A 19,438-nucleotide genomic window follows, 5' to 3' on the forward strand; every position below is an offset into this window, starting at 1 on the left:
AAATGCCGGCGTCCTTGTGGACGCCGGCATTTTTTGTTGGGTGGCAAAGCAGGCCGATAAGCCGGATTCTGTGCACGCACCACGTCCGAAGACGCGACACGCGTAGCAGTCATTCCTCTAGGCGCGCCATTACTGACGCGCTCAAGCTTCCTACCCGCAGACGTGACGGGGGCCCCGTCCTGCATCTCGAAGATGCTAGCCTGCCTACTTGGAATTGCTCCGGGTGGAGGTTACCGTGCCGGTCTGCCTTGCAGCAGCCGCGGTGCGCTCTTACCGCACCGTTTCACCCTTACCTGATCCCGGCTTGCGCCGGGCCATCGGCGGTTTGCTTTCTGTTGCCCTGTTCCGCGTGTCACCACGGATGGCCGTTAGCCATCACCCTGCCCTATGGAGTCCGGACTTTCCTCGCCCTCTTTGGCCGAAACCGCAGAGGCCGCGACTGCCTGGCCTGCTTTGCTGGGGCGCATTTTAACACTGTGGTGGATACGTGCGGCTTCGACCCGAGCCTACGCGAGGCGACGCTCAAGCCGCTTGAACCAGGACACCTGCCCCGTCGGCCTTTAGCGCGAACGCCGCCCCGCGCGAAATACGGACGTGTCGTCGTAAAAAGCCGGCGATTCGTTCTCGGCGCACCAACCCGGAATCCCCAGCACGGGCAGCGGCGCAAACATGCGGCTCGTCAATGCGTCTGTGCTCCGTAATGCTGTGCTGACGGACTCGTCGAGCCATGCGTCGCGCTCGGCGGTGCCCCACCCGAAGTACTCGGACGGCACGTCGACGATCCACGCGTGGCCCGTGCAGGCTTTGAACGGCGCGATCAGCTTTTCCAGCAGCGCGTGACCGAAGCAGCGCACTTCGCAGCGGGCGCCCCAGACTTCACGGTGAGCCACCAGCAGCGTCTGCCAGTCGAATTCGCGCAATGCCTCGCTCAACGCCGGATCGGCACAGGCGAACAGCAACGCATTTTCGTCGAACAAGGTCAGCGTATCGCGCACGCCGCCGCGGGTCGGACCGACGCCTAACACGTCGATCGCCGCAGACTGCCGCGCGTTCAGCGCCGCCTTGATCCGCGGAAATGCAAACCACATCGACCCGTTGAAGAAGTCATGCAGGTTGTGACGCGTCGGAACGCAGCCTGTCGACGCGATGTGCGCCTCGTAAGCCGCGCCCGGCGGCAGATCGTCCTGCGCAATGAATGCGAGGCGCTGGCCGCGCCCTGTTACCTGGCGCATCTCACCGGCATCAGCATTCATTTCTGCGAGCAAGGCCGCGTAGCTCGTCAGCGCGCCCTGCTGCCAGCGCTCACCGCGCGCCGCGAACTGCGCGAACCATGGCTTGGACCAGTCGATATCGGCGAAACCGAAGCCCACGCGTGCCGCCTCTTGCACCTGCATCTAACGCAACCTCAGACGAGGCGCCAGCCAATCGACTCGCCGCCACGCAGCGGCACAACCGGCGTGTCGCCGACCGGCAATTCAGCCGGCAGCGTCCATTCTTCGCGACGCAGTGTGACCTTCTCTTCGCTGCGCGGCAGACCGTAGAAATCCGCACCGAAGAAGCTGGCGAAACCTTCGAGCTTGTCCAGCGCGCCGGCTTTGTCGAACGCTTCCGTATAAAGTTCGAGCGCATGCAGCGCCGTGTAGCAACCCGCGCAACCGCACGCGTGCTCCTTCAAACCCTTCGGATGCGGTGCGCTATCCGTGCCGAGGAAGAAGCGCGGATTGCCCGAGGTCGCCGCCTCGACCAGCGCCACACGATGCGTCTCGCGCTTCAACACCGGCAGGCAGTAGTAATGCGGGCGAATGCCGCCCTGGAAGAGCGCGTTGCGGTTGTACAGCAGATGGTGCGCGGTAATCGTCGCGCCCAGCAGCCCCGGCGCCACGCCGGCTTCGCGGATGTAGTCGACTGCGTCTTTCGTGGTGATGTGCTCGAACACCACCTTCAGCGCCGGAAATTCGCGGCGCAGCGGCGTCATCACGCGGTCGATGAACACTTTCTCGCGGTCGAACAGGTCGATCGACGAGTCCGTCACTTCGCCGTGCACCAGCAGCGGCATCCCGGTTTCCTGCATCACGTCGAGCGTTTTGGCGCACTTCATGATGTCGGTGACACCCGCGTCCGAGTTGGTCGTCGCACCCGCCGGGTACAGCTTCACGCCGTGCACGAAGCCGCTTTCGCGCGCGCGGCGAATTTCGTCGGGCGGCGTGTTGTCGGTCAGGTACAGCGTCATCAGCGGTTCGAACTTCGCGCCGGCCGGGATCGCGGCGACGATGCGTTCGCGGTACGCCTGCGCCATTGCGGTCGTGGTGACCGGCGGCTTCAGGTTAGGCATGATGATCGCGCGGCCGAACTGGCGCGCGGTGTCCGGCAGCACGGCAGCGAGCATCTCGCCGTCGCGAACGTGCAGGTGCCAGTCGTCCGGGCGGGCGAGCGTAACGGTGTCGATGGAAGCGAGGGAGGCGTTGGAAGCGGTCATGGCGAGAGGGGAACGAGATTCGGCGGCAAAAAAACAAATCGACATACTCAAAGCGTTGCAAATCAGAGCAAATCGCAACGCTAAGGCCTAAACATACGTCAATTTCGCTATTTGGCGCTTCTGGCTCGGTGATATGCTTGGAAAATCATCATTGTAACGGCTCGCCCCGTTCACAGGCTTACCCGCAACATGTGCCAACTTCTCGGAATGAACTGCGCCGCGCCGACGGACGTCACGTTCTCGTTCACCGGCTTTGCGGCGCGCGGCGGCGTCACCGATCACCATGCCGACGGCTGGGGCATCGCCTTCTTCGAAGACAAAGCCTGCCGCCTGTTCATCGACCATCAATCGTCGGCCACCTCGCCGATCGCCGAAATGGTCAAGCGCTACCCGATCAAATCGAAGAATACGATCGCGCATATCCGCAAGGCGACGCAAGGGCACATCCTGCTTGAGAACTGCCATCCGTTCATGCGCGAACTGTGGGGGCGCCACTGGATCTTCGCGCACAACGGCGACCTGAAAGATTATTCGCCGGTGCTAAACGGCGTCTATCAACCTGTTGGCACGACCGATAGCGAGCTCGCCTTCTGCGCGCTGCTGGAAGGGTTGCGTAAGGCTTTCCCCGGCACGCAGCCGCCGCTCGGCGAACTGTTCGAGGCACTCGAAACCCTCACGCGCGAGATCACGCAATTTGGCGTGTTCAATTTCCTGATGTCGAACGGCCAGGCGCTGTTCGCGCATTGCTCGACGCATCTGCACTTCATCGTGCGGCGTTGGCCGTTCTCGACTGCGCATCTGGTCGATGCAGACGTGTCGATCGATTTCGCCAAATACACGACGCCGGAAGACCGCGTCGCCGTGATCGCGACCAAGCCGCTCACCGATAATGAGGTATGGACCGCCTTCCAGCCAGGCGATCTGATTATGTTCCAGCATGGCGACGTCATCGGCCGGGTCAACGTACCGGTACCGCCTTCGGTGCTGGAGAAGTTGCGCAATCCGGCGTTGGATGCATCGGCATCGGCGACGACGATTGCGGCCTCGGTTGAGACGGTGGTCGCGGCCGAGGTCGACCTCGAAGCGGCCGATGACACCGCCGCTTTCGAATCCTGATCTGCTTCACCTGCGTTCACCACCCCGCAGAACGCTTGGCTCACGCCTACATTCGCTGATTGGGGAGCGCGTGACCCGCGCCCGCCTTCGCACAAGCCAGAACGTCAGAAACAAAAAAGCCGCTTCTTTCCGAAGCGGCTTTTTTTCTGCATGAGCCACGCCAACTAGCCAGCGCGGCCCTGCGACAACCTTAGTGCAGGATCTTCGCCAGAAAATCCTTCGCGCGATCCGACTTCGGATTCGCGAAGAAGTCTTCCTTGCGATCGTCTTCCACGATCAAGCCCTTGTCCATGAAGATCACGCGATGCGCGACCTTCTTGGCAAAGCCCATTTCGTGCGTGACGCACATCATCGTCATGCCTTCCTGTGCGAGTTCGACCATCACGTCGAGCACTTCGTTGATCATTTCCGGATCGAGCGCGGAAGTGGGTTCGTCGAACAGCATCGCGATCGGGTCCATCGACAGCGCGCGCGCAATCGCCACACGCTGCTGCTGACCGCCCGACAATTGCCCCGGAAACTTGTCCGCATGCGCACGCAGACCGACGCGATCGAGCAGCTTGTAGCCCTTGGTCGTGGCTTCGTCCTTCGAGCGGCCGAGCACCTTGATCTGAGCGAGCGTCAGGTTCTGCACGATCGACAGATGCGGGAACAGCTCGAAGTGCTGGAACACCATGCCGACCTTTGCACGCAGCTTCGACAGATTGGTTTTCTTGTCGGTCAGCGATTGGCCGTTGATAACGATCTCGCCCTTCTGGAACGGCTCGAGGCCGTTGACGGTTTTGATCAGCGTGGACTTGCCCGAGCCCGACGGCCCGCACACCACCACCACTTCACCTTTTTTGACTTCCGTCGTGCAGTCGGTCAGCACTTGAAACTGGCCGTACCACTTCGAAACATTCTTGATAGAGATCATCTTGCGACCTTTTTCTGAAGACCTTTGACGAGGCTCGACGCGATCACGCAGATCACGAAATAACACGCGCCCGCGAACAGTACCATTTCGACATTCGTACCGTCACGGTCGCCAATATTCGTGGCGGTGCGGAAGAAGTCGGCGAGGCTGATCACGTAGACGAGCGACGTATCCTGAAACAGCACGATACCTTGCGTAAGCAGCAGCGGCACCATTGCGCGGAACGCCTGCGGCAGCACGATGAGGCGCATCGCTTGCGGGTAGCTCATGCCGAGCGCAAACGCGGCATTGACCTGCCCGCGCGGCACGGCCTGAATGCCGGCGCGGATGATCTCCGAATAGTACGCTGCCTCGAAGAGCGAGAAAGCGACCATCGCCGAAGCCAGCCGAATGTCGATATCCGGCGACAGGCCCAGCACGTTTTGCAGCACCTGCGGCACGATCAGGAAGAACCACAGCAGCACCATCACCAGCGGGATCGAACGGAAGATCGTGACATAAGCCTTCGCGAACCATTCGAACGGCTTGAATGGCGAGAGCCGCATGATCGCGAGAATGGTGCCCCAGACGATGCCGATCACGATCGCGATCAGCGTGATCTTGATGGTGACGATAGCGCCGGTCCATAGCGTAGGCAGTGCGCCCGGAATACCGCTCCAGTCGAAATGATGCATCACTTACCTCCGATATAGCCGGGCAACCGGGTCTTGTGTTCGACCCAGCGCATCAGTTGCATCACGATCAGATTGATCAGCACATACGCCAGCGTAACCGCGATGAACGACTCATACGTCTGCGACGTGTAGTCGACCAGTTGGCGCGCCTGAGCCGACAGATCCAGCAGACCGATGGTCGACGCGACCGCCGAGTTCTTGAAGATGTTCAGAAACTCGGACGTGAGCGGCGGCACGATAATCCGGTACGCAACGGGCAGCAGTACATAGCGATACGTCTGCCATTGCGTGAAACCCATTGCCAGGCCCGCGGCGCGCTGGCCGCGCGGCAACGCGTTGATGCCCGACCGCACCTGCTCGCACACGCGCGCGGCAGTGAAGAGCCCGAGACAGATGATCGACGACGAGAAAAACTGCGCGCTCGGCGGTAGTTGCTTGTACCAGTTCCCCATCGACACGGGCAGCAACTCCGGTATCACCAGATACCAGATGAAGAACTGCACGATCAATGGGATGTTGCGGAAGATCGCGACATAGAGCGTGCCGATACCCGACGCCCATTTGTTCGGCACCGTGCGCAGCACACCGAACAACGAACCGACGATCAGCGCGATCACCCATGCCGACAGCGACACGGTAATCGTCACCCAGAAGCCGGACATCAGCCAGCCCAGATAGGTGGTCGGCTCGCCGGTGGAGACCGGACTCAGCAGAATGCCCCAGTTCCAGTGATATGACATGACCAAGACTCCAGCAAAAAGAAACGGAAGAAGCGCGCGGCCCCTTCCGTTTCGTTCAGCGTTTCAAAAAAACAGCTAAGGTTTAATCGATTGCCTTGTCATTCGGGCTCTTGTAGAGCGCCTTCATGTCATCGCTTTCCGGGAAGTTCAGGTTCAGGCCCTTCGGCGGAATCGGCGATTCGAACCACTTCTTGTAGATCTGATCGGCTTCGCCCGAGGTTTCGACCTTCGCGATCGCGTCGTCGACAACCTTCTTGAATTCCGGATCGTTCTTGCGAATCATGCAGCCGTACGCTTCATGCGATTGCGGCGCGCCGACAATCACGAAGTCGCCCGGGTTGTTCGACTTGGCGCGTTCGCCTGCCAGCAGCGCGTCGTCCATCATGAACGCAGCGGCGCGGCCGGTGGAGAGCGTCAGGAACGACTCGCCATGGTCCTTCGCGCTGATGATGTTCATGCCCATGCTCTTGTCCTGGTTCATCTTGCGAAGCAGGCGCTCGGAGGTGGTGCCGGCGGTCGTGACGACGGTCTTGCCCTTCAGGTCCGCGAAGTCCTTGATGCCGGAGTCTTTCTTGGTCATCAGGCGCGTGCCGATCACGAAGATCGTGTTCGAGAAGGCAGCTTGTTGCTGGCGCTCGGCGTTATTCGTGGTCGAGCCGCATTCCATGTCGACGGTGCCGTTTTGCACCAGCGGAATACGGTTTTGCGACGTGACCGGCGTCAGCTTGACCTTCAGATTAGGCATGTTCAGCTTCTGCTTAACCGCCTCCACCACCTTCAGCGCGAATTCCTGCGAGTAGCCGATGACATTCTGCTTGTCGTCGTAATACGAAAACGGGATCGACGATTCGCGGTGGCCCAGCGAAATGACGCCCGTGTCCTTGATCTTTTTCAGCGTACCAGCGTCTTGCGCATGCGCGCCAACCGTAAACAGTCCGAGAGTCGCGAGCAGCAGCGCAGCTTTTTTAATCTTCATGTGTGATCTCCTTAGCAAGAACCGGCGCCAGTTTAGCAAAGTAATTATTCTGAAAGTATTGCTATAAACCATGTTTGTTGCGTGCCCCCGAATCCCCCATGGAGACTTCCTTCGGAGATTGGGACTTCCGCCAGGGCGTGCGCCGCTATGGGATGACAGCGCCCTGACCCGGCAATCCAGATCTGGCGGACACGCAAAGGCGGGCGGCATCGATACGATGCCGCCCGCCGGGTGATGCACGCGGTCTTGTGGACCACGTTGAAGCAAGTTTTTGCAGTGGCCCGCGAGGTCGCGGACCGGCTGTTTCACACCGCTAGATCAAGGATACAGGCCGCGCAATTCGCGCGCTTCGAGAATCCGCTTACACGCGACGATAAACGCCGCGGTCCGCACGGACACCTTCTGTTCGCTCGACACTTGCCATACGGCAGCAAATGCTTCGCGCATCACGCGCTCAAGGCGCTGGTTGATCTCGTCTTCAGTCCAGAAGAAGCTCGAGAAGTCCTGCACCCACTCGAAGTACGACACCGTCACGCCGCCGGCGTTGGCCACGACGTCCGGAATCACGAGGATGCCGCGGTCGTGCAGAATGTCGTCCGCTGCCGTGGTGGTCGGGCCGTTGGCGCCTTCCACGACGATCTTCGTCTTGATCTTGCCGGCGTTCTTTTCGGTGATCTGGTTTTCCAGCGCGGCCGGAATCAGGATGTCCGATTCAACCGTCCAGAATTCTTCGTTCGTGACTGCATCGGCTTCCGGGAAACCACCCACGCCACCGTTCTTCGCCACGTAATCCGCCAGCGCGACAGCATCGATACCGGTCGACTTGTACAGCGAGCCGGTGTGATCCTGCACGGCGACCAGCTTCGAGCCCGCTTCCTGGAACAGACGTGCGGCAATACCGCCCACGTTACCGAAACCTTGCACTGCAATCCGGGCGCCTTCGATGTCGACACCGATGCGGCGTGCGGCTTCGGAAGCCACCACGAACACGCCACGGCCCGTCGCCTCACGGCGGCCCAGCGAACCACCCAGCGCGATCGGCTTGCCCGTCACGACGCCCGTAGCCGTTTGGCCCTGGTTCATCGAGTACGTGTCCATCATCCACGCCATGATCTGCTCGTTCGTGTTCACGTCCGGCGCGGGGATGTCGGTATTCGGTCCGATGATGATGCCGATTTCGCTGGTGTAGCGGCGCGTCACGCGCTCCAACTCGCCACGCGACAGCGTACGCGGGTCGACACGGATACCGCCCTTCGCGCCGCCGTACGGCACGTTCACAGCAGCGTTCTTCACCGACATCCACGCCGACAGCGCCATCACTTCCGACAGCGTCACGTCCTGGTGATAACGCACGCCACCCTTACCCGGACCGCGCGACACGTTGTGCTGCACGCGATAGCCTTCGAAGTGCGCGACCGTGCCGTTATCGAGTTCGATAGGCACATCGACGATCAGAATGCGCTTCGGGCGCTTCAGGGTTTCGAGCCAGCGGGACAGCGAGCCGAGGTACGGCGCGACGCGGTCGACCTGACGCAGGTAGTTGCCCCACGGGCCGAGGTCGTCTTTATTCAGGTAGGAGGGAACGGACTGCAACGTTGATGCGGTTTGTGCGGCTTGTTGCTGGGATGACATGAACGCTCCGGCGTTGATCGAGTGACAGCATTGTCGAAAAACGCCGTTTCGAAATCCAATGCCGTTTCCTTATCCGATTATGTTTTTTTTGCATAACCGTTAAGAAGCTGCAAATTTGCGTCGTGGGGACGCAGGTTTTCAGGCAGCGCCTGCGCCATGCGCCAACTCCTCCGACACTACGTCCCACAACTGCCGCACGAGTATCTGCCGCGCATCGTCGCCTTTCGCGGCCAGCTTGTCGCGATAGAGGCGGATCTCCATGGTCAGCGTCAGCTGCCCCTCGGGCGTGCCACGCGTGGCGCGATCGAGCCGGATCAGCTTGCCGTCGGCGACCGCCTCTTCCACCGCGCTGTAGGGCAGGAAGGCGATCCCATGACCGGCCAGCGCCATCGCCTTGAGCCCCTCGGCCATGTCGGTTTCGTACAGGCGGTCGAGGTACAGGCGCTCCGGCGCATTAGCGAGGATCACTTCGGTCATGCGCCCGAGGTACGCGTTCGGTGTGTAGGTCAGATAGGGCGTGGGCGTTTCGGCTGTACCCGGCAGCGTGTGCCGGGGGCGCCCGGCCCGGCCCGGCGCCGAGAACGGGCTGATCGGCTCGTTGCCGAGCGTGAGCATGTCATAGCGCGCCGGATCGAGCGCAATGGGATGGCTCGGATGGTGATAGGCCATCATCAGATCGCAGCCGCCTTCCACCAGCGCCAAAGCCGCATCGTGCACGTTCAACGCCCGCAGCCGGGTATGGATCGGGCCCATCTGCGCTTCGATGCGCTGCAGCCAGCGCGGGAAGTACGTCAGCGACAGCGTGTGCGGCACCGCGAACTCGATGGTCGCCTGCGGCGTCGCCGTGTGCCCGCGCAGCAGAGCACGCGCCTCGTGGAACTGCGACAGCATGGCGAGCGCCTGCTCGTAGAACACCTGGCCTGCCGCCGTCAGCCGCGTCGGATAAACCGAACGATCGATCAGTTCCGTGCCCAGCCACGCTTCCAAGGCCTGAATCCGTCGCGAAAACGCCGGCTGCGTGACGTGGCGCGATTCGGCCGAACGGCTGAAACTACGCGTTTCCGCGAGCGAAACGAAGTCTTCGAGCCATTTCAGTTCCATGCGAAGCCTGCTGCCAGCGGGAGGGAGGAAGTCAGCATTCTAGCGGCGCGACCGGGACGTGGGGTTCCTCGCCTGGCCTGCACAGAACCCGCGTGCAGAGAACCGTGCGAAATCGGCGCGCCGGAACGACAGGCGAGGCGCGCACGCCCCGCACCGGTTCGATCGTCGCCGAGATCGCCGCCAACTTCGGCCAGCACGCCGCACAGTGGTAAAATTCGCGGTTCCCTCCGTTCCCGATCCGCCTCCTGAGCGCTCACGCCCCCATCATGTCCGACACCCGCCCCGACACCCTGTTCGCGCTGAACGCGCTCTCCCCGCTCGACGGCCGTTACGCCTCGAAAACCGAAGCCCTGCGCGAATGGCTCTCGGAAGCCGCTTTCATGCGCAATCGCGTGACGGTTGAAATCCACTGGCTGATCGCGCTCTCGCACGCCGGTTTCGCCGAAGTACCGCGCTTTTCCGAAGCGTCCGAGCAATTCCTGCTGCAACTGGCCGAGCGCTTCACCGCGCACGACGCCGCGCGCATCAAGGACATCGAACGCGTGACGAATCACGACGTGAAAGCGGTCGAGTACTGGCTGAAGGAATCGGTCAAGGGTCAGGAAGAACTGGAGCGCGCGAGCGAGTTCATTCACTTCGCCTGCACGTCTGAGGACATCAACAACACGTCGCACGGCCTGATGCTCGCCGGCGCGCGTGAACACGTGATTCTGCCGGCGCTGCGCTCGGTACATCAGCGTCTAGTCGCGCTCGCTCATGCCCACGCCGAACAGCCGATGCTGTCGCGCACGCACGGCCAGCCGGCCAGCCCGACCACGCTCGGCAAGGAAATCGCCAACGTCGCCGCGCGTCTGGAACGCGCGATCGACCGCATCGCGAAGGTCGAACTGCTGGGCAAGATGAACGGCGCGGTCGGCAACTTCAACGCGCACCTGTCCGCGTATCCGGAATTCGACTGGGAAGCGTTCTCGCGCGAAGTGGTCGAACAGCGTCTGAAGCTCACGTTCAATCCGTACACGATCCAGATCGAGCCGCACGACTACATGGCCGAACTGTTCGACGCCGTGTCGCGCGCCAACACGATCCTGCTGGATCTGGACCGCGACGTGTGGGGCTACATCTCGGTCGGCTACTTCAAGCAGCGTACGAAGGCCGGCGAAATCGGTTCGTCGACGATGCCGCACAAGGTCAACCCGATCGACTTCGAAAACTCCGAAGGCAATCTCGGTCTGGCCAATGCAACGCTGCGCCACCTCGCTGACAAGCTGCCGATTTCGCGCTGGCAGCGCGATCTGACCGACTCAACGGTGTTGCGCAATATCGGCGTCGCGTTCGGCTACTCGCTGCTTGCGTACGACTCGCTGATCCGCGGTCTGGACAAGCTCGAAGTGAATGCACAGCGCCTGAACGAAGACCTCGACAACTGCTGGGAAGTGCTGGCCGAGCCGGTGCAAACGGTCATGCGCCGTTACGGCATCGAGAACCCGTACGAGCAGTTGAAGGAACTGACGCGCGGCAAGGGCATCACGCGTGAAGCGCTGCAAATGTTCGTGAGCGGTCTGGCGATTCCGCAAGATGCGAAGGATCGTTTGCTCGCCATGACGCCGGGTTCGTATATCGGCAAGGCGGTCGAACTGGCTAAGCGGATCGCTTAACGCTCGCTGATTGCCTCGCTGGCTTCAGGTATGAAAAAGGCGCTCACAAACGTGAGCGCCTTTTTTCATTCTCAACGCGTGAGCCAGGAACTCACCGCAGCGTCATCTGCTTCAACACCTCGTCGACGATTTCTTCCGGCGACAGTTCGATGCTCACCGTGATCGCCTCGTCCGGACCCGGCTCTTCGAGCGTATCGAGCTGGCTTTGCAGCAGCGATGGATCGAAGAAGTGACCGGTGCGCGTGGTCAGCCGCCCGCGTAGCACTTCGAAGGAACCCTTCAGATAGACGAAGCACACGTCCTTGTCAGCGCTGCTGCCGCCACGCAGAACATCACGGTACGAACGCTTCAGCGACGAACACGTGAACACCGCCTTCTCACCCGCCCGCTGCTTCTCTTCGATCGCAGCACGGATGGTTTGCAGCCACGGCCAACGGTCTTCGTCGGTAAGCGGAATGCCGTGGTGCATTTTCTCCTTGTTGGCAGCACTGTGAAATGCGTCGCCGTCGGTGAATGCGCAGTGCAGGCGTTCCGCCAGCATTTCGCCAATCCTCGTTTTGCCGGCGCCCGACACGCCCATTGCGATCAGAATCATCAAAAACTCCTTACACGACCGTCGCGAGCGCGAAAGTCAAACCCAAGCCCATCAGCGAGATGATGGTTTCGAGGAGCGACCATGTCTTGAAGGTCTGCCCCACCGTCATACCGAAGTATTCCTTGATCAGCCAGAAACCGCCGTCGTTGACGTGCGAGAAAATCAGCGAGCCCGAACCGGTGGCGAGCACCAGCAATTCCGGCGTGACCTGCACGCCGCTAGCCGCTGTGATTGGCGCGACGATGCCGCAGGCGGTGGTCATGGCGACCGTCGCCGAACCCGTTGCCAAACGAATCAGCGCGGCTACCAGCCAGCCGAACAGCAGAGGTGACAGGTGCATGGCCGTCGCGACGGCGACGATTTCCTTCGAAATGCCGCTATCCATCAATACGCGCCCGAAACCACCGCCCGCGCCAACGATCAGCGTGATGCCCGCGATCGGTGCGAGACATTCGCCACAGAACTTCTGGATCTGCTCACGCGTGAAGCCGCGGCTCGCACCAAAGGTCCAGAAGCTGACCAGCACGGCGATCAACAATGCCACGTCCGAATTGCCGACAAAATGCAGCAGATCGTTCGGCAAGGTCTTCGGCGTGGAGACGAGGTCGGCCCAACTGCCGATCAGCATCAGAATCACAGGCAAGAGGATCGTGAACAACGTGACACCGAAGCTCGGCAGTTCGCGCTTCGGCGCCGCGCTCTTCGCGTTATTTTGCGCATCGTCACCGTGGCCGAGGAATTGCGCGGCGAGCGGATTGTTCTCCGGTAGCTTGATATACCGGCTGATCAGCAGCGCGAACAGCGGACCGGCGACAATCGCCGTCGGCACCCCCACCATCAGCCCGTACGCAATCGTCTTGCCGATGTCGGCGTGATACGCCTGCACCGCGAGCATCGCGGCCGGGTGCGGCGGAATCAAACCATGCACGACGGACAGACCCGCGACCATTGGCAAGCCGACCAGCAGCAACGATTTGTTGGTGCGCTTGGCGACGTTGAACGCAATCGGAATCAGCAGCACGAAGCCGACTTCAAAAAACACCGGCAAGCCGACGATGATCGCCACGACCATCATCGCCCAGTGAATGTTCTTCTCACCGAACTTGTCGATCAGCGTGGTCGCGATGCGCTCCGCGCCGCCCGATTCGGCCATCATTTTGCCGAGCATGGTGCCAAGGCCGACCACGATCGCAATGTGGCCGAGCGTGTTGCCGTTGCCGGTTTCGAACGATTTGACGATCGTGCCGATCGGCATGCCGGATGCGAGACCCAGCAGCAGCGAAACGATGATCAGGACGAGGAACGGGTAAACCTTGTAGCGGGTGATCAGCAAGATCAGAAGTGCGATGGCGATCACCGCGAAGACCAGCAGCGTACTGCCGTGGACAGCTTCCATGAAGCTCCTCCTTTGCGTTATTGATTCTAGGTGCGGAAGGCGGCTGGCGCCCTGTCTCGCAGCGGCCTGCGGCGGCCTCGAAACCCGGCCAACCGCACGGTCGCTGAATTCTACTGTTTGTCGTCGTTCAAGGCGCGCGAAACCGGCGTGCACGCCGAAAAAAGAGCCCCGCCGCGACAGCCTGGAAGACTGTATCGACGGGGCTCCTGATGCCGGATTCTGCTAGCCGGTTAAAAAGTGTGCCGTTTCAACTCAGTGGGCAGGCGCGGCCAACTCACTGGCGGCACGTGCGAGGCGCGTGACTTCGTCCCAGTTTTGCGCCGCGAGTGCTGCCTTCGGCGTGAGCCACGAACCGCCCACGCACACGACGTTCGGTTGTGCGAGGAAATTGATGGCGCTTTCGGCCGTGATGCCGCCCGTTGGGCAGAATTTCAGTGTCGGAAACGGGCCATAGAAGGCTTGCAGCATCGGCACGCCGCCCGCCTGTTGCGCCGGGAAAAACTTGACGATCTCGTAGCCGAGTTCGAGCGCGGCAATGATGTCGCTCGGCGTCATCACGCCCGGCAGTAGCGGCAAACCCGCATCCTGGGCGGCCTTGTGCATGTCTTTCGTCAGACCTGGCGACACGCCGAACTGCGCGCCCGCTTTCTTCGCCTGGAAACAATGCTCTGGCTTCGTGATCGTGCCGACACCGACCACAATGTCTTCGGCCAACTGACTCGCGCGTTCAATCGCTCCGAGCCCTGCAGCCGTGCGCAGCGTGATTTCGAGCACCTTCACGCCGCCGGCATGCAGCGCGCGCGAAACGTGTTCGCCCTGTTCGACCGAGTCGAACGCGAGCACCGGAATCACCGGGCCGAGGCGCACGATATCGCTTACTGTTTTCGCCGTCATAGTCAGACTCCTTGTTTCTGCAGCTCTTGGCTGGCTTGAGTGGTGCTTGTGTGTTTCTGGGCTTGTCCGCCGTGGTGCGCATGGCGTTCGCCGACCATCGGACCGAACACCGAGGCACCTTGCTCCGCTGGCGCGGCCGCCGCGCGGAACACGCCGAACAATTCGCGGCCGAAGCCGACTTCGTTCTCCGCCTGGTGCTGCGGCAACGCTTCCGGCCGCGCCGCCCATTCAGCTGCATCGATTTCGATGTCGAGCACGCCGGCGTCCGCATCGATCACCAGCATGTCGCCCGTGCGAACTTTACCGATCGGGCCCTGCAACAAGGCTTCCGGCGACAGGTGGATCACCGCCGGCACCTTGCCCGACGCGCCGGACATGCGTCCGTCGGTGACCAAAGCAACGTGGAAACCTTGATCCTGCAACACACCGAGCAACGGCGTCAAACGATGCAGCTCAGGCATGCCGTTTGCGCGGGCACCCTGGAAGCGCACCACGGCGATGAAATCGCGCTTCAACTCGCCGTTGTCAAATGCGGCCTGCACTGCTTCCTGTGAATCGAACACGATGGCCGGCGCCTTCACCTTGCGATGCTGCGCTGCAACCGCCGAAATCTTGATCACACCGCGGCCGAGTTTGCCCTGCATCAGACGCAAGCCGCCGTCCGGCTGGAACGGCTCCTTGATGCCTCGCAGTACCGCTGTGTCTTCGCTCTTTTCAGTGCCCGACACCCATTGCAGCTTGCCGTCGAGCAGCTTCGGCTCTTCCGTGTAGTGGTGGAGACCCTTGCCCGCGACAGTGTTCACGTCTTCATGCAGCAAGCCGCCTTCCAGCAGATTACGGACCAGGAACGCGACGCCACCCGCAGCGTGGAAGTGGTTCACGTCGGCCTTGCCATTCGGGTAGATCTTGGCGAGCAGCGGCACGGCTTGCGACAGCGTGTCGAAATCGTCCCAGTCGATCACAATGCCGGCCGCACGCGCGATCGCGACCAGATGCAACGTGTGATTGGTCGAACCACCCGTCGCCAGCAATGCGACGATGCCGTTGACGATCGCTTTCTCGTCGACCACATGGCCGATCGGCATGTAATTGCCGCGGTCCACGGTCAGATCGAGCACGCGGCGCGCGGCTTGAGCCGTCAGCGCGTCGCGCAGGGGCGTATGCGGATGCACGAACGCAGAACTCGGCAGATGCAATCCCATCACTTCCATCAGCATCTGGTTGCTGTTCGCGGTGCCGTAGAACGTGCAGGTGCCCTGGCTGTGATACGCGGCGGCTTCCGCTTCGAGCAGCGCGTCGCGACCGCACTGGCCAGTGGCAAATAGTTGGCGCGTCTTGGCTTTGTCGTCGTTCGACAGACCGCTGCCCATCGGGCCGGCCGGCACGAAGATGGTCGGCAGATGGCCGAATTGCAACGCGCCGATCAGCAGACCCGGCACGATCTTGTCGCAGATGCCAAGGCACAGCGCCGCGTCGAACATGTTGTGCGTGAGCGCGACCGCCGTGCTCATCGCGATCACTTCGCGCGAGAACAGCGACAGTTCCATGCCTGCGTTGCCTTGCGTGACGCCGTCACACATGGCCGGTACGCCGCCCGCGAATTGCGCAACACCGCCGTTTTCACGCGCGGCTTCTTTGATGATGTCGGGGTAGTTTTTGTACGGCGCGTGCGCGGACAGCATTTCGTTATACGACGACACGATGCCGATGTTCGGCTGACGAATCTGCTTGATGACGAGCTTGTCGTTGCCTTCGAGACCGGCGAAGCCGTGGGCCAGGTTGGCACAGGAGAGCGCGCCGCGCGCCGGGAATTTGCCCTGCGCGTGTTCGATACGGGCCAGATAAGCCTCGCGAGTGGGCTTACTGCGCTCGACCACGCGTTGCGTGACCTTCAACAATTGCGAATGCGGGGAAACCATCGGAGCTCCTTCGTCGCTGGCGTGGGGGCGTGCGCGCACTATGCCAGGTAGGTATCGCGGGAATGTCGGATCAGTCGACGACGCAATCTTAGTAGAAAAACTACATGATCGCAATCACGACTCCTGCTGCATCGCGGCATCTTTTAAAGGCCGCATCGCCTTACTGGCTTTACCTTGGCGACATGCGGACCAAAGCTTAGGGAATACACCTAGCGCTCGATATGTAGTTTTTGTAGCTTTTCCAGCAATCAGATATAGTCCACGCATTCTCCAGCATAGTGCGAGTTTTCCTATGATGCTGTCCCAGGTGGAAGAGATGCGCGACCAGTTGCGGCCGTCCGAACGCAAGCTGGCCGATTACGTAATCGAAGCGCCTCGCGAAGTCCTCGATCTCTCGATGACCGAGGTGGCCGCGCGGGCCGGCGTGAGCCAGCCGACCATCGCGCGGTTCTGTCATGCGCTCGGCTTTTCGGGCTTTCGCGAATTCAAGATTCGGCTGGCTCAGGGCATTGCAGCGGAAGTACCCGCCGTCTACCGTGACGTGCGGCCTGACGAGCCGGCGCCAGGTGTCGCCGCAAAGGTGCTCGACCGGACCATCGGCGCGCTGATCCAGGTGCGCAATAATCTTTCTTCGGATAGCGTGGCGGCGGCGATCGCGCTGCTGGCGCAAGCGCGGCGCATCGAGTTTTATGGCGCGGGCGGATCGGGCATTGCTGCGCTCGACGTGCAGCACAAGTTCTTTCGCCTGGGCATGCCGAGCGTTGCCTATTCGGACCCGCACACGTTCCTGATGTCGGCGGCTTTGCTGGGCGGAGGAGACGTCGTGGTGGCGATTTCGAACACGGGCCGTACGCGCGATATTGTGGATGCGGTGAAGTCGGCGTTGGCCGCGGGCGCCAAAGTGATTGCGATCACACACGGCAATTCGCCATTAGCGCGGCTCGCGACGGTCGGCCTGTTCGCCAACGTCGACGAAGACACGGACATCTTTTCGCCGATGACATCGCGCGTCTCGCATCTGGCGATCGGCGATATTCTGGCGGTTGGCGTGGCGCTGAGCCGCGGACCGGAGCTGGTGGAAAAAATGGCGCAGGCGAAGGAAGTGATTACTCGGCGAAGGATTGATCCGCGAACGTGACGTGCCGCACGTCCTATCCGGACTGAACTTTCAAAGTTCGCATCGGCGCTACATAAAGAATCTGACGCCGACGGCCTTACTCCTCCTCATGCAAAAAAAGACGGGCTCCGATATAGGAGCCCATTTTTTTGCTTTGCCACCGCGCGCAGCGGTCAGGGGGAATATTCCAATCTATTAAAACGGCTTGATTACAACCAAAGCAACCGCCGCCAGCATTCCCAGCACCGGCAGTTCATTGAACATCCGATACCACTTATCCGAGCGACGGTTCTCGCCTCGCTCGAAGGTCCGCAGCAGCACGCCACAATACGCGTGATAGATGATCAGCAACACCACCACGCCGACCTTCGCGTGAATCCAGCCCTGCCCGCGCCCTATACCCACGGCCAGCCAAAGCCACAGCCCGCAAGCGAGCGCCGGCACCGCGATGAACGTCATGAAGCGAAACAGCTTGCGCGCCATCGTTAAAAGACGGGCCGTCGCGGCGGGCTCCGTTTCCATCGCCAGATTGACGAAGATGCGCGGCAGATAGAACAGGCCGGCGAACCAAGAGGCAATCAGAACGATGTGAAACGTTTTTACCCAAAGCATCAGCAGTCCTTTTGCGACTTGTTGGCGTTTCTTGCGCATTGCGCAAAGCAGGTGGCGCCCCGCCGCGCTAACGACGCATGCAGGCCCTCAGCGGATTCGCGCCAATTCACTACGATGTGGCGGTGGCCTTACTGCCGGCCTTCGCCGTGTCCCAATACGACGTACTTCAATGACGTCAGCCCTTCCAGCCCCACCGGTCCGCGCGCGTGCAGCTTGTCATTCGAAATACCGATTTCCGCGCCGAGTCCGAATTCGAAGCCGTCCGCGAAACGCGTCGATGCGTTGACCATCACGCTTGCCGAATCGACCTCACGCAGGAAGCGCATCGCGCGGTCATGGTCTTCGGTGACGATCGCGTCGGTATGCGCGGAGCTGTACGTGTTGATGTGCTCGATAGCCGCATCGATACCGTCGACCACCTTGATCGCGAGCACCGGCGCGAGATATTCGGTGCGCCAGTCTTCTTCGGTAGCATCGACGAGCGGACCCACGCCAGCCGCCGACAACACCGCGCGCGCGGCGGCGTCAACGCGAAGCTCGACTTCCTTGCTGTGGTACAGCTTGCCGAGTGGCGGCAACACTTCCGCCGCAATGCCACGCGCGACCAGCAGCGTTTCCATCGTATTGCAGGTGCCGTAGCGGTGCGTCTTCGCGTTGTCGCAGACGGTCAGCGCCTTGGTGAGATCCGCACGATCGTCGACATACACGTGGCAGATGCCGTCAAGATGCTTGATCATTGGCACGCGCGCTTCTTCCATCAGACGCGCGATCAGGCTCTTGCCGCCGCGCGGCACGATCACATCGACGAATTCCGTCATGGTGATCAGCGCGCCGACCGCTGCGCGATCAGCGGTGGCCACCACCTGGACCGCGTCCTGCGGCAGACCTGCCGTCTCCAGCCCTTCGCCGATCAGTTTCGCCAATGCCGTGTTGCATTCGAGCGCTTCCGAACCGCCGCGCAGGATCGTCGCGTTGCCGGACTTCAGGCAGAGCGCTGCGGCGTCGATCGTCACGTTCGGACGCGATTCGTAAATGATCCCGATCACACCGAGCGGCACGCGCATCTGGCCGACCTGGATACCGCTCGGCCGGTATTTCAGATTGCTGATCTCGCCGATCTGATCGGGCAGCGCGGCAACCTGGCGCAAGCCCTCCACCATCGTCTTCAGCGCCTTGTCCGAAAGCGTCAGACGGTCGATGAAAGCGGCATCGAGGCCCTTATCGCGAGCCCGGGCGACGTCACGCGCGTTGGCTTCCTTCAGCAGCGCGGCGTCGCGTTCAATCGCGCGCGCCACTGCTTCCAGCGCAGCGTTCTTTGCAGCCGTCGACGCCCGCGCCATCGCACGCGAAGCGTGGCGGGCGCGGCGGCCGAGGTCGGTCATGTACTGGTCGATATCCATGGTGATTCTCATGATGCCGCGCACGTCTTTGACATGCGGCGGACAGGCAGAATTAGCGAAAGATCAAACGATTGTAAGACGGGTTGCGGCAGCTTGCTTGATGCGGGATCAGCCGGCGGAGCCTGCTGTGGGCGTTGGGCGACGCGGAGAACCCGGCATAGTCGCACTCACTGCGAGACCTTTTCCGGTCAGCCCGACGGTGCTTGCAACCCGCTCGTA

The 19,438-nt window shown here is 61.5% G+C and carries 17 protein-coding genes and 1 other RNA gene; 3 read left to right on the plus strand and 15 right to left on the minus strand.

Annotation, left to right across the window (positions count from 1 at the left end; translation table 11 throughout):
* Positions 1 to 41 precede the first annotated feature (41 nt).
* From rnpB to pyrC, 3 genes are all read right to left on the minus strand, one after another.
* Positions 42 to 455, minus strand: an RNA gene (gene rnpB, locus KHO31_RS15515) — RNase P RNA component class A.
* A gap of 105 nt (positions 456 to 560) precedes the next feature.
* Positions 561 to 1,394: a DUF3025 domain-containing protein gene (locus KHO31_RS15520; protein WP_201076575.1), complete on the minus strand. Its 834-nt coding sequence runs from the start codon at positions 1,392 to 1,394 to the stop codon at positions 561 to 563.
* A gap of 11 nt (positions 1,395 to 1,405) precedes the next feature.
* A complete protein-coding gene (gene pyrC / locus KHO31_RS15525; protein ID WP_201076576.1) occupies positions 1,406 to 2,476 on the minus strand; it encodes a dihydroorotase in 1,071 nt (356 codons plus the stop codon).
* A 189-nt stretch (positions 2,477 to 2,665) separates the two neighbouring features.
* Between pyrC and KHO31_RS15530 the strand changes: the two genes are divergently transcribed.
* A complete protein-coding gene (locus KHO31_RS15530; protein ID WP_201076581.1) occupies positions 2,666 to 3,592 on the plus strand; it encodes a class II glutamine amidotransferase in 927 nt (308 codons plus the stop codon).
* 190 nt (positions 3,593 to 3,782) lie between these two features.
* On the opposite strand, the gene KHO31_RS15535 is transcribed toward KHO31_RS15530, so the two are convergent.
* The 6 genes from KHO31_RS15535 to KHO31_RS15560 form a co-directional block, all read right to left on the minus strand.
* Positions 3,783 to 4,508: an amino acid ABC transporter ATP-binding protein gene (locus tag KHO31_RS15535; RefSeq protein WP_074282222.1), complete on the minus strand. Its 726-nt coding sequence runs from the start codon at positions 4,506 to 4,508 to the stop codon at positions 3,783 to 3,785.
* Complete coding sequence (gene gltK / locus KHO31_RS15540; protein WP_201076583.1) at positions 4,505 to 5,182, minus strand: glutamate/aspartate ABC transporter permease GltK; 678 nt, start codon at positions 5,180 to 5,182, stop codon at positions 4,505 to 4,507. The genes KHO31_RS15535 and gltK overlap by 4 nt, the downstream gene beginning before the upstream one ends.
* Complete coding sequence (locus KHO31_RS15545; RefSeq protein ID WP_201076585.1) at positions 5,182 to 5,922, minus strand: amino acid ABC transporter permease; 741 nt, start codon at positions 5,920 to 5,922, stop codon at positions 5,182 to 5,184. Before KHO31_RS15545 ends, gltK begins: the two co-directional genes overlap by 1 nt.
* An 82-nt stretch (positions 5,923 to 6,004) precedes the next feature.
* A complete protein-coding gene (locus KHO31_RS15550) occupies positions 6,005 to 6,898 on the minus strand; it encodes a glutamate/aspartate ABC transporter substrate-binding protein (protein WP_201076587.1) in 894 nt (297 codons plus the stop codon).
* A gap of 318 nt (positions 6,899 to 7,216) precedes the next feature.
* Positions 7,217 to 8,530 (minus strand): Glu/Leu/Phe/Val family dehydrogenase, encoded by a 1,314-nt coding sequence (locus tag KHO31_RS15555; protein ID WP_201121962.1) that lies wholly within the window; start codon positions 8,528 to 8,530, stop codon positions 7,217 to 7,219.
* A gap of 138 nt (positions 8,531 to 8,668) precedes the next feature.
* Positions 8,669 to 9,631: a LysR family transcriptional regulator gene (locus tag KHO31_RS15560; protein WP_201108361.1), complete on the minus strand. Its 963-nt coding sequence runs from the start codon at positions 9,629 to 9,631 to the stop codon at positions 8,669 to 8,671.
* A gap of 266 nt (positions 9,632 to 9,897) precedes the next feature.
* On the opposite strand from KHO31_RS15560, the gene purB reads away from it, so the two are divergent.
* Positions 9,898 to 11,286: an adenylosuccinate lyase gene (purB, locus tag KHO31_RS15565; RefSeq protein WP_201084754.1), complete on the plus strand. Its 1,389-nt coding sequence runs from the start codon at positions 9,898 to 9,900 to the stop codon at positions 11,284 to 11,286.
* A 91-nt stretch (positions 11,287 to 11,377) separates the two neighbouring features.
* On the opposite strand, the gene KHO31_RS15570 is transcribed toward purB, so the two are convergent.
* From KHO31_RS15570 to edd, 4 genes are all read right to left on the minus strand, one after another.
* The gene (locus KHO31_RS15570) at positions 11,378 to 11,881 is read right to left on the minus strand and encodes a gluconokinase (RefSeq protein WP_201076605.1); all 504 of its coding nucleotides are present in this window, start codon (positions 11,879 to 11,881) and stop codon (positions 11,378 to 11,380) included.
* A 10-nt stretch (positions 11,882 to 11,891) separates the two neighbouring features.
* Positions 11,892 to 13,277 carry a GntP family permease gene (locus tag KHO31_RS15575; RefSeq protein WP_201084755.1) on the minus strand — a complete coding sequence of 462 codons (1,386 nt, stop codon included), beginning with the start codon at positions 13,275 to 13,277 and terminating at the stop codon, positions 11,892 to 11,894.
* 252 nt (positions 13,278 to 13,529) lie between these two features.
* Positions 13,530 to 14,171 (minus strand): bifunctional 4-hydroxy-2-oxoglutarate aldolase/2-dehydro-3-deoxy-phosphogluconate aldolase, encoded by a 642-nt coding sequence (gene eda, locus KHO31_RS15580; RefSeq protein ID WP_201076609.1) that lies wholly within the window; start codon positions 14,169 to 14,171, stop codon positions 13,530 to 13,532.
* A 2-nt stretch (positions 14,172 to 14,173) separates the two neighbouring features.
* A complete protein-coding gene (gene edd, locus KHO31_RS15585; protein WP_201076611.1) occupies positions 14,174 to 16,090 on the minus strand; it encodes a phosphogluconate dehydratase in 1,917 nt (638 codons plus the stop codon).
* 292 nt (positions 16,091 to 16,382) lie between these two features.
* Here edd and KHO31_RS15590 point away from each other — a divergent pair, with 292 nt between their 5' ends.
* On the plus strand, positions 16,383 to 17,228 hold the full coding sequence (locus KHO31_RS15590; protein ID WP_201076613.1) for a MurR/RpiR family transcriptional regulator: 846 nt from the start codon (positions 16,383 to 16,385) through the stop codon (positions 17,226 to 17,228).
* A gap of 174 nt (positions 17,229 to 17,402) precedes the next feature.
* Here KHO31_RS15590 and KHO31_RS15595 read toward each other — a convergent pair whose 3' ends face one another.
* Both KHO31_RS15595 and KHO31_RS15600 read right to left on the minus strand, forming a co-directional pair.
* Entirely contained in the window at positions 17,403 to 17,819 is a 417-nt protein-coding gene (locus KHO31_RS15595) for a CopD family protein (protein ID WP_054034510.1), read from the minus strand.
* A 128-nt stretch (positions 17,820 to 17,947) separates the two neighbouring features.
* Complete coding sequence (locus KHO31_RS15600; RefSeq protein ID WP_201076916.1) at positions 17,948 to 19,219, minus strand: glutamate-5-semialdehyde dehydrogenase; 1,272 nt, start codon at positions 19,217 to 19,219, stop codon at positions 17,948 to 17,950.
* Between the last annotated feature and the right edge of the window lie 219 nt (positions 19,220 to 19,438).

This window comes from Paraburkholderia domus, from assembly GCF_905220705.1.
GTDB classification, from domain to species: domain Bacteria; phylum Pseudomonadota; class Gammaproteobacteria; order Burkholderiales; family Burkholderiaceae; genus Paraburkholderia; species Paraburkholderia domus.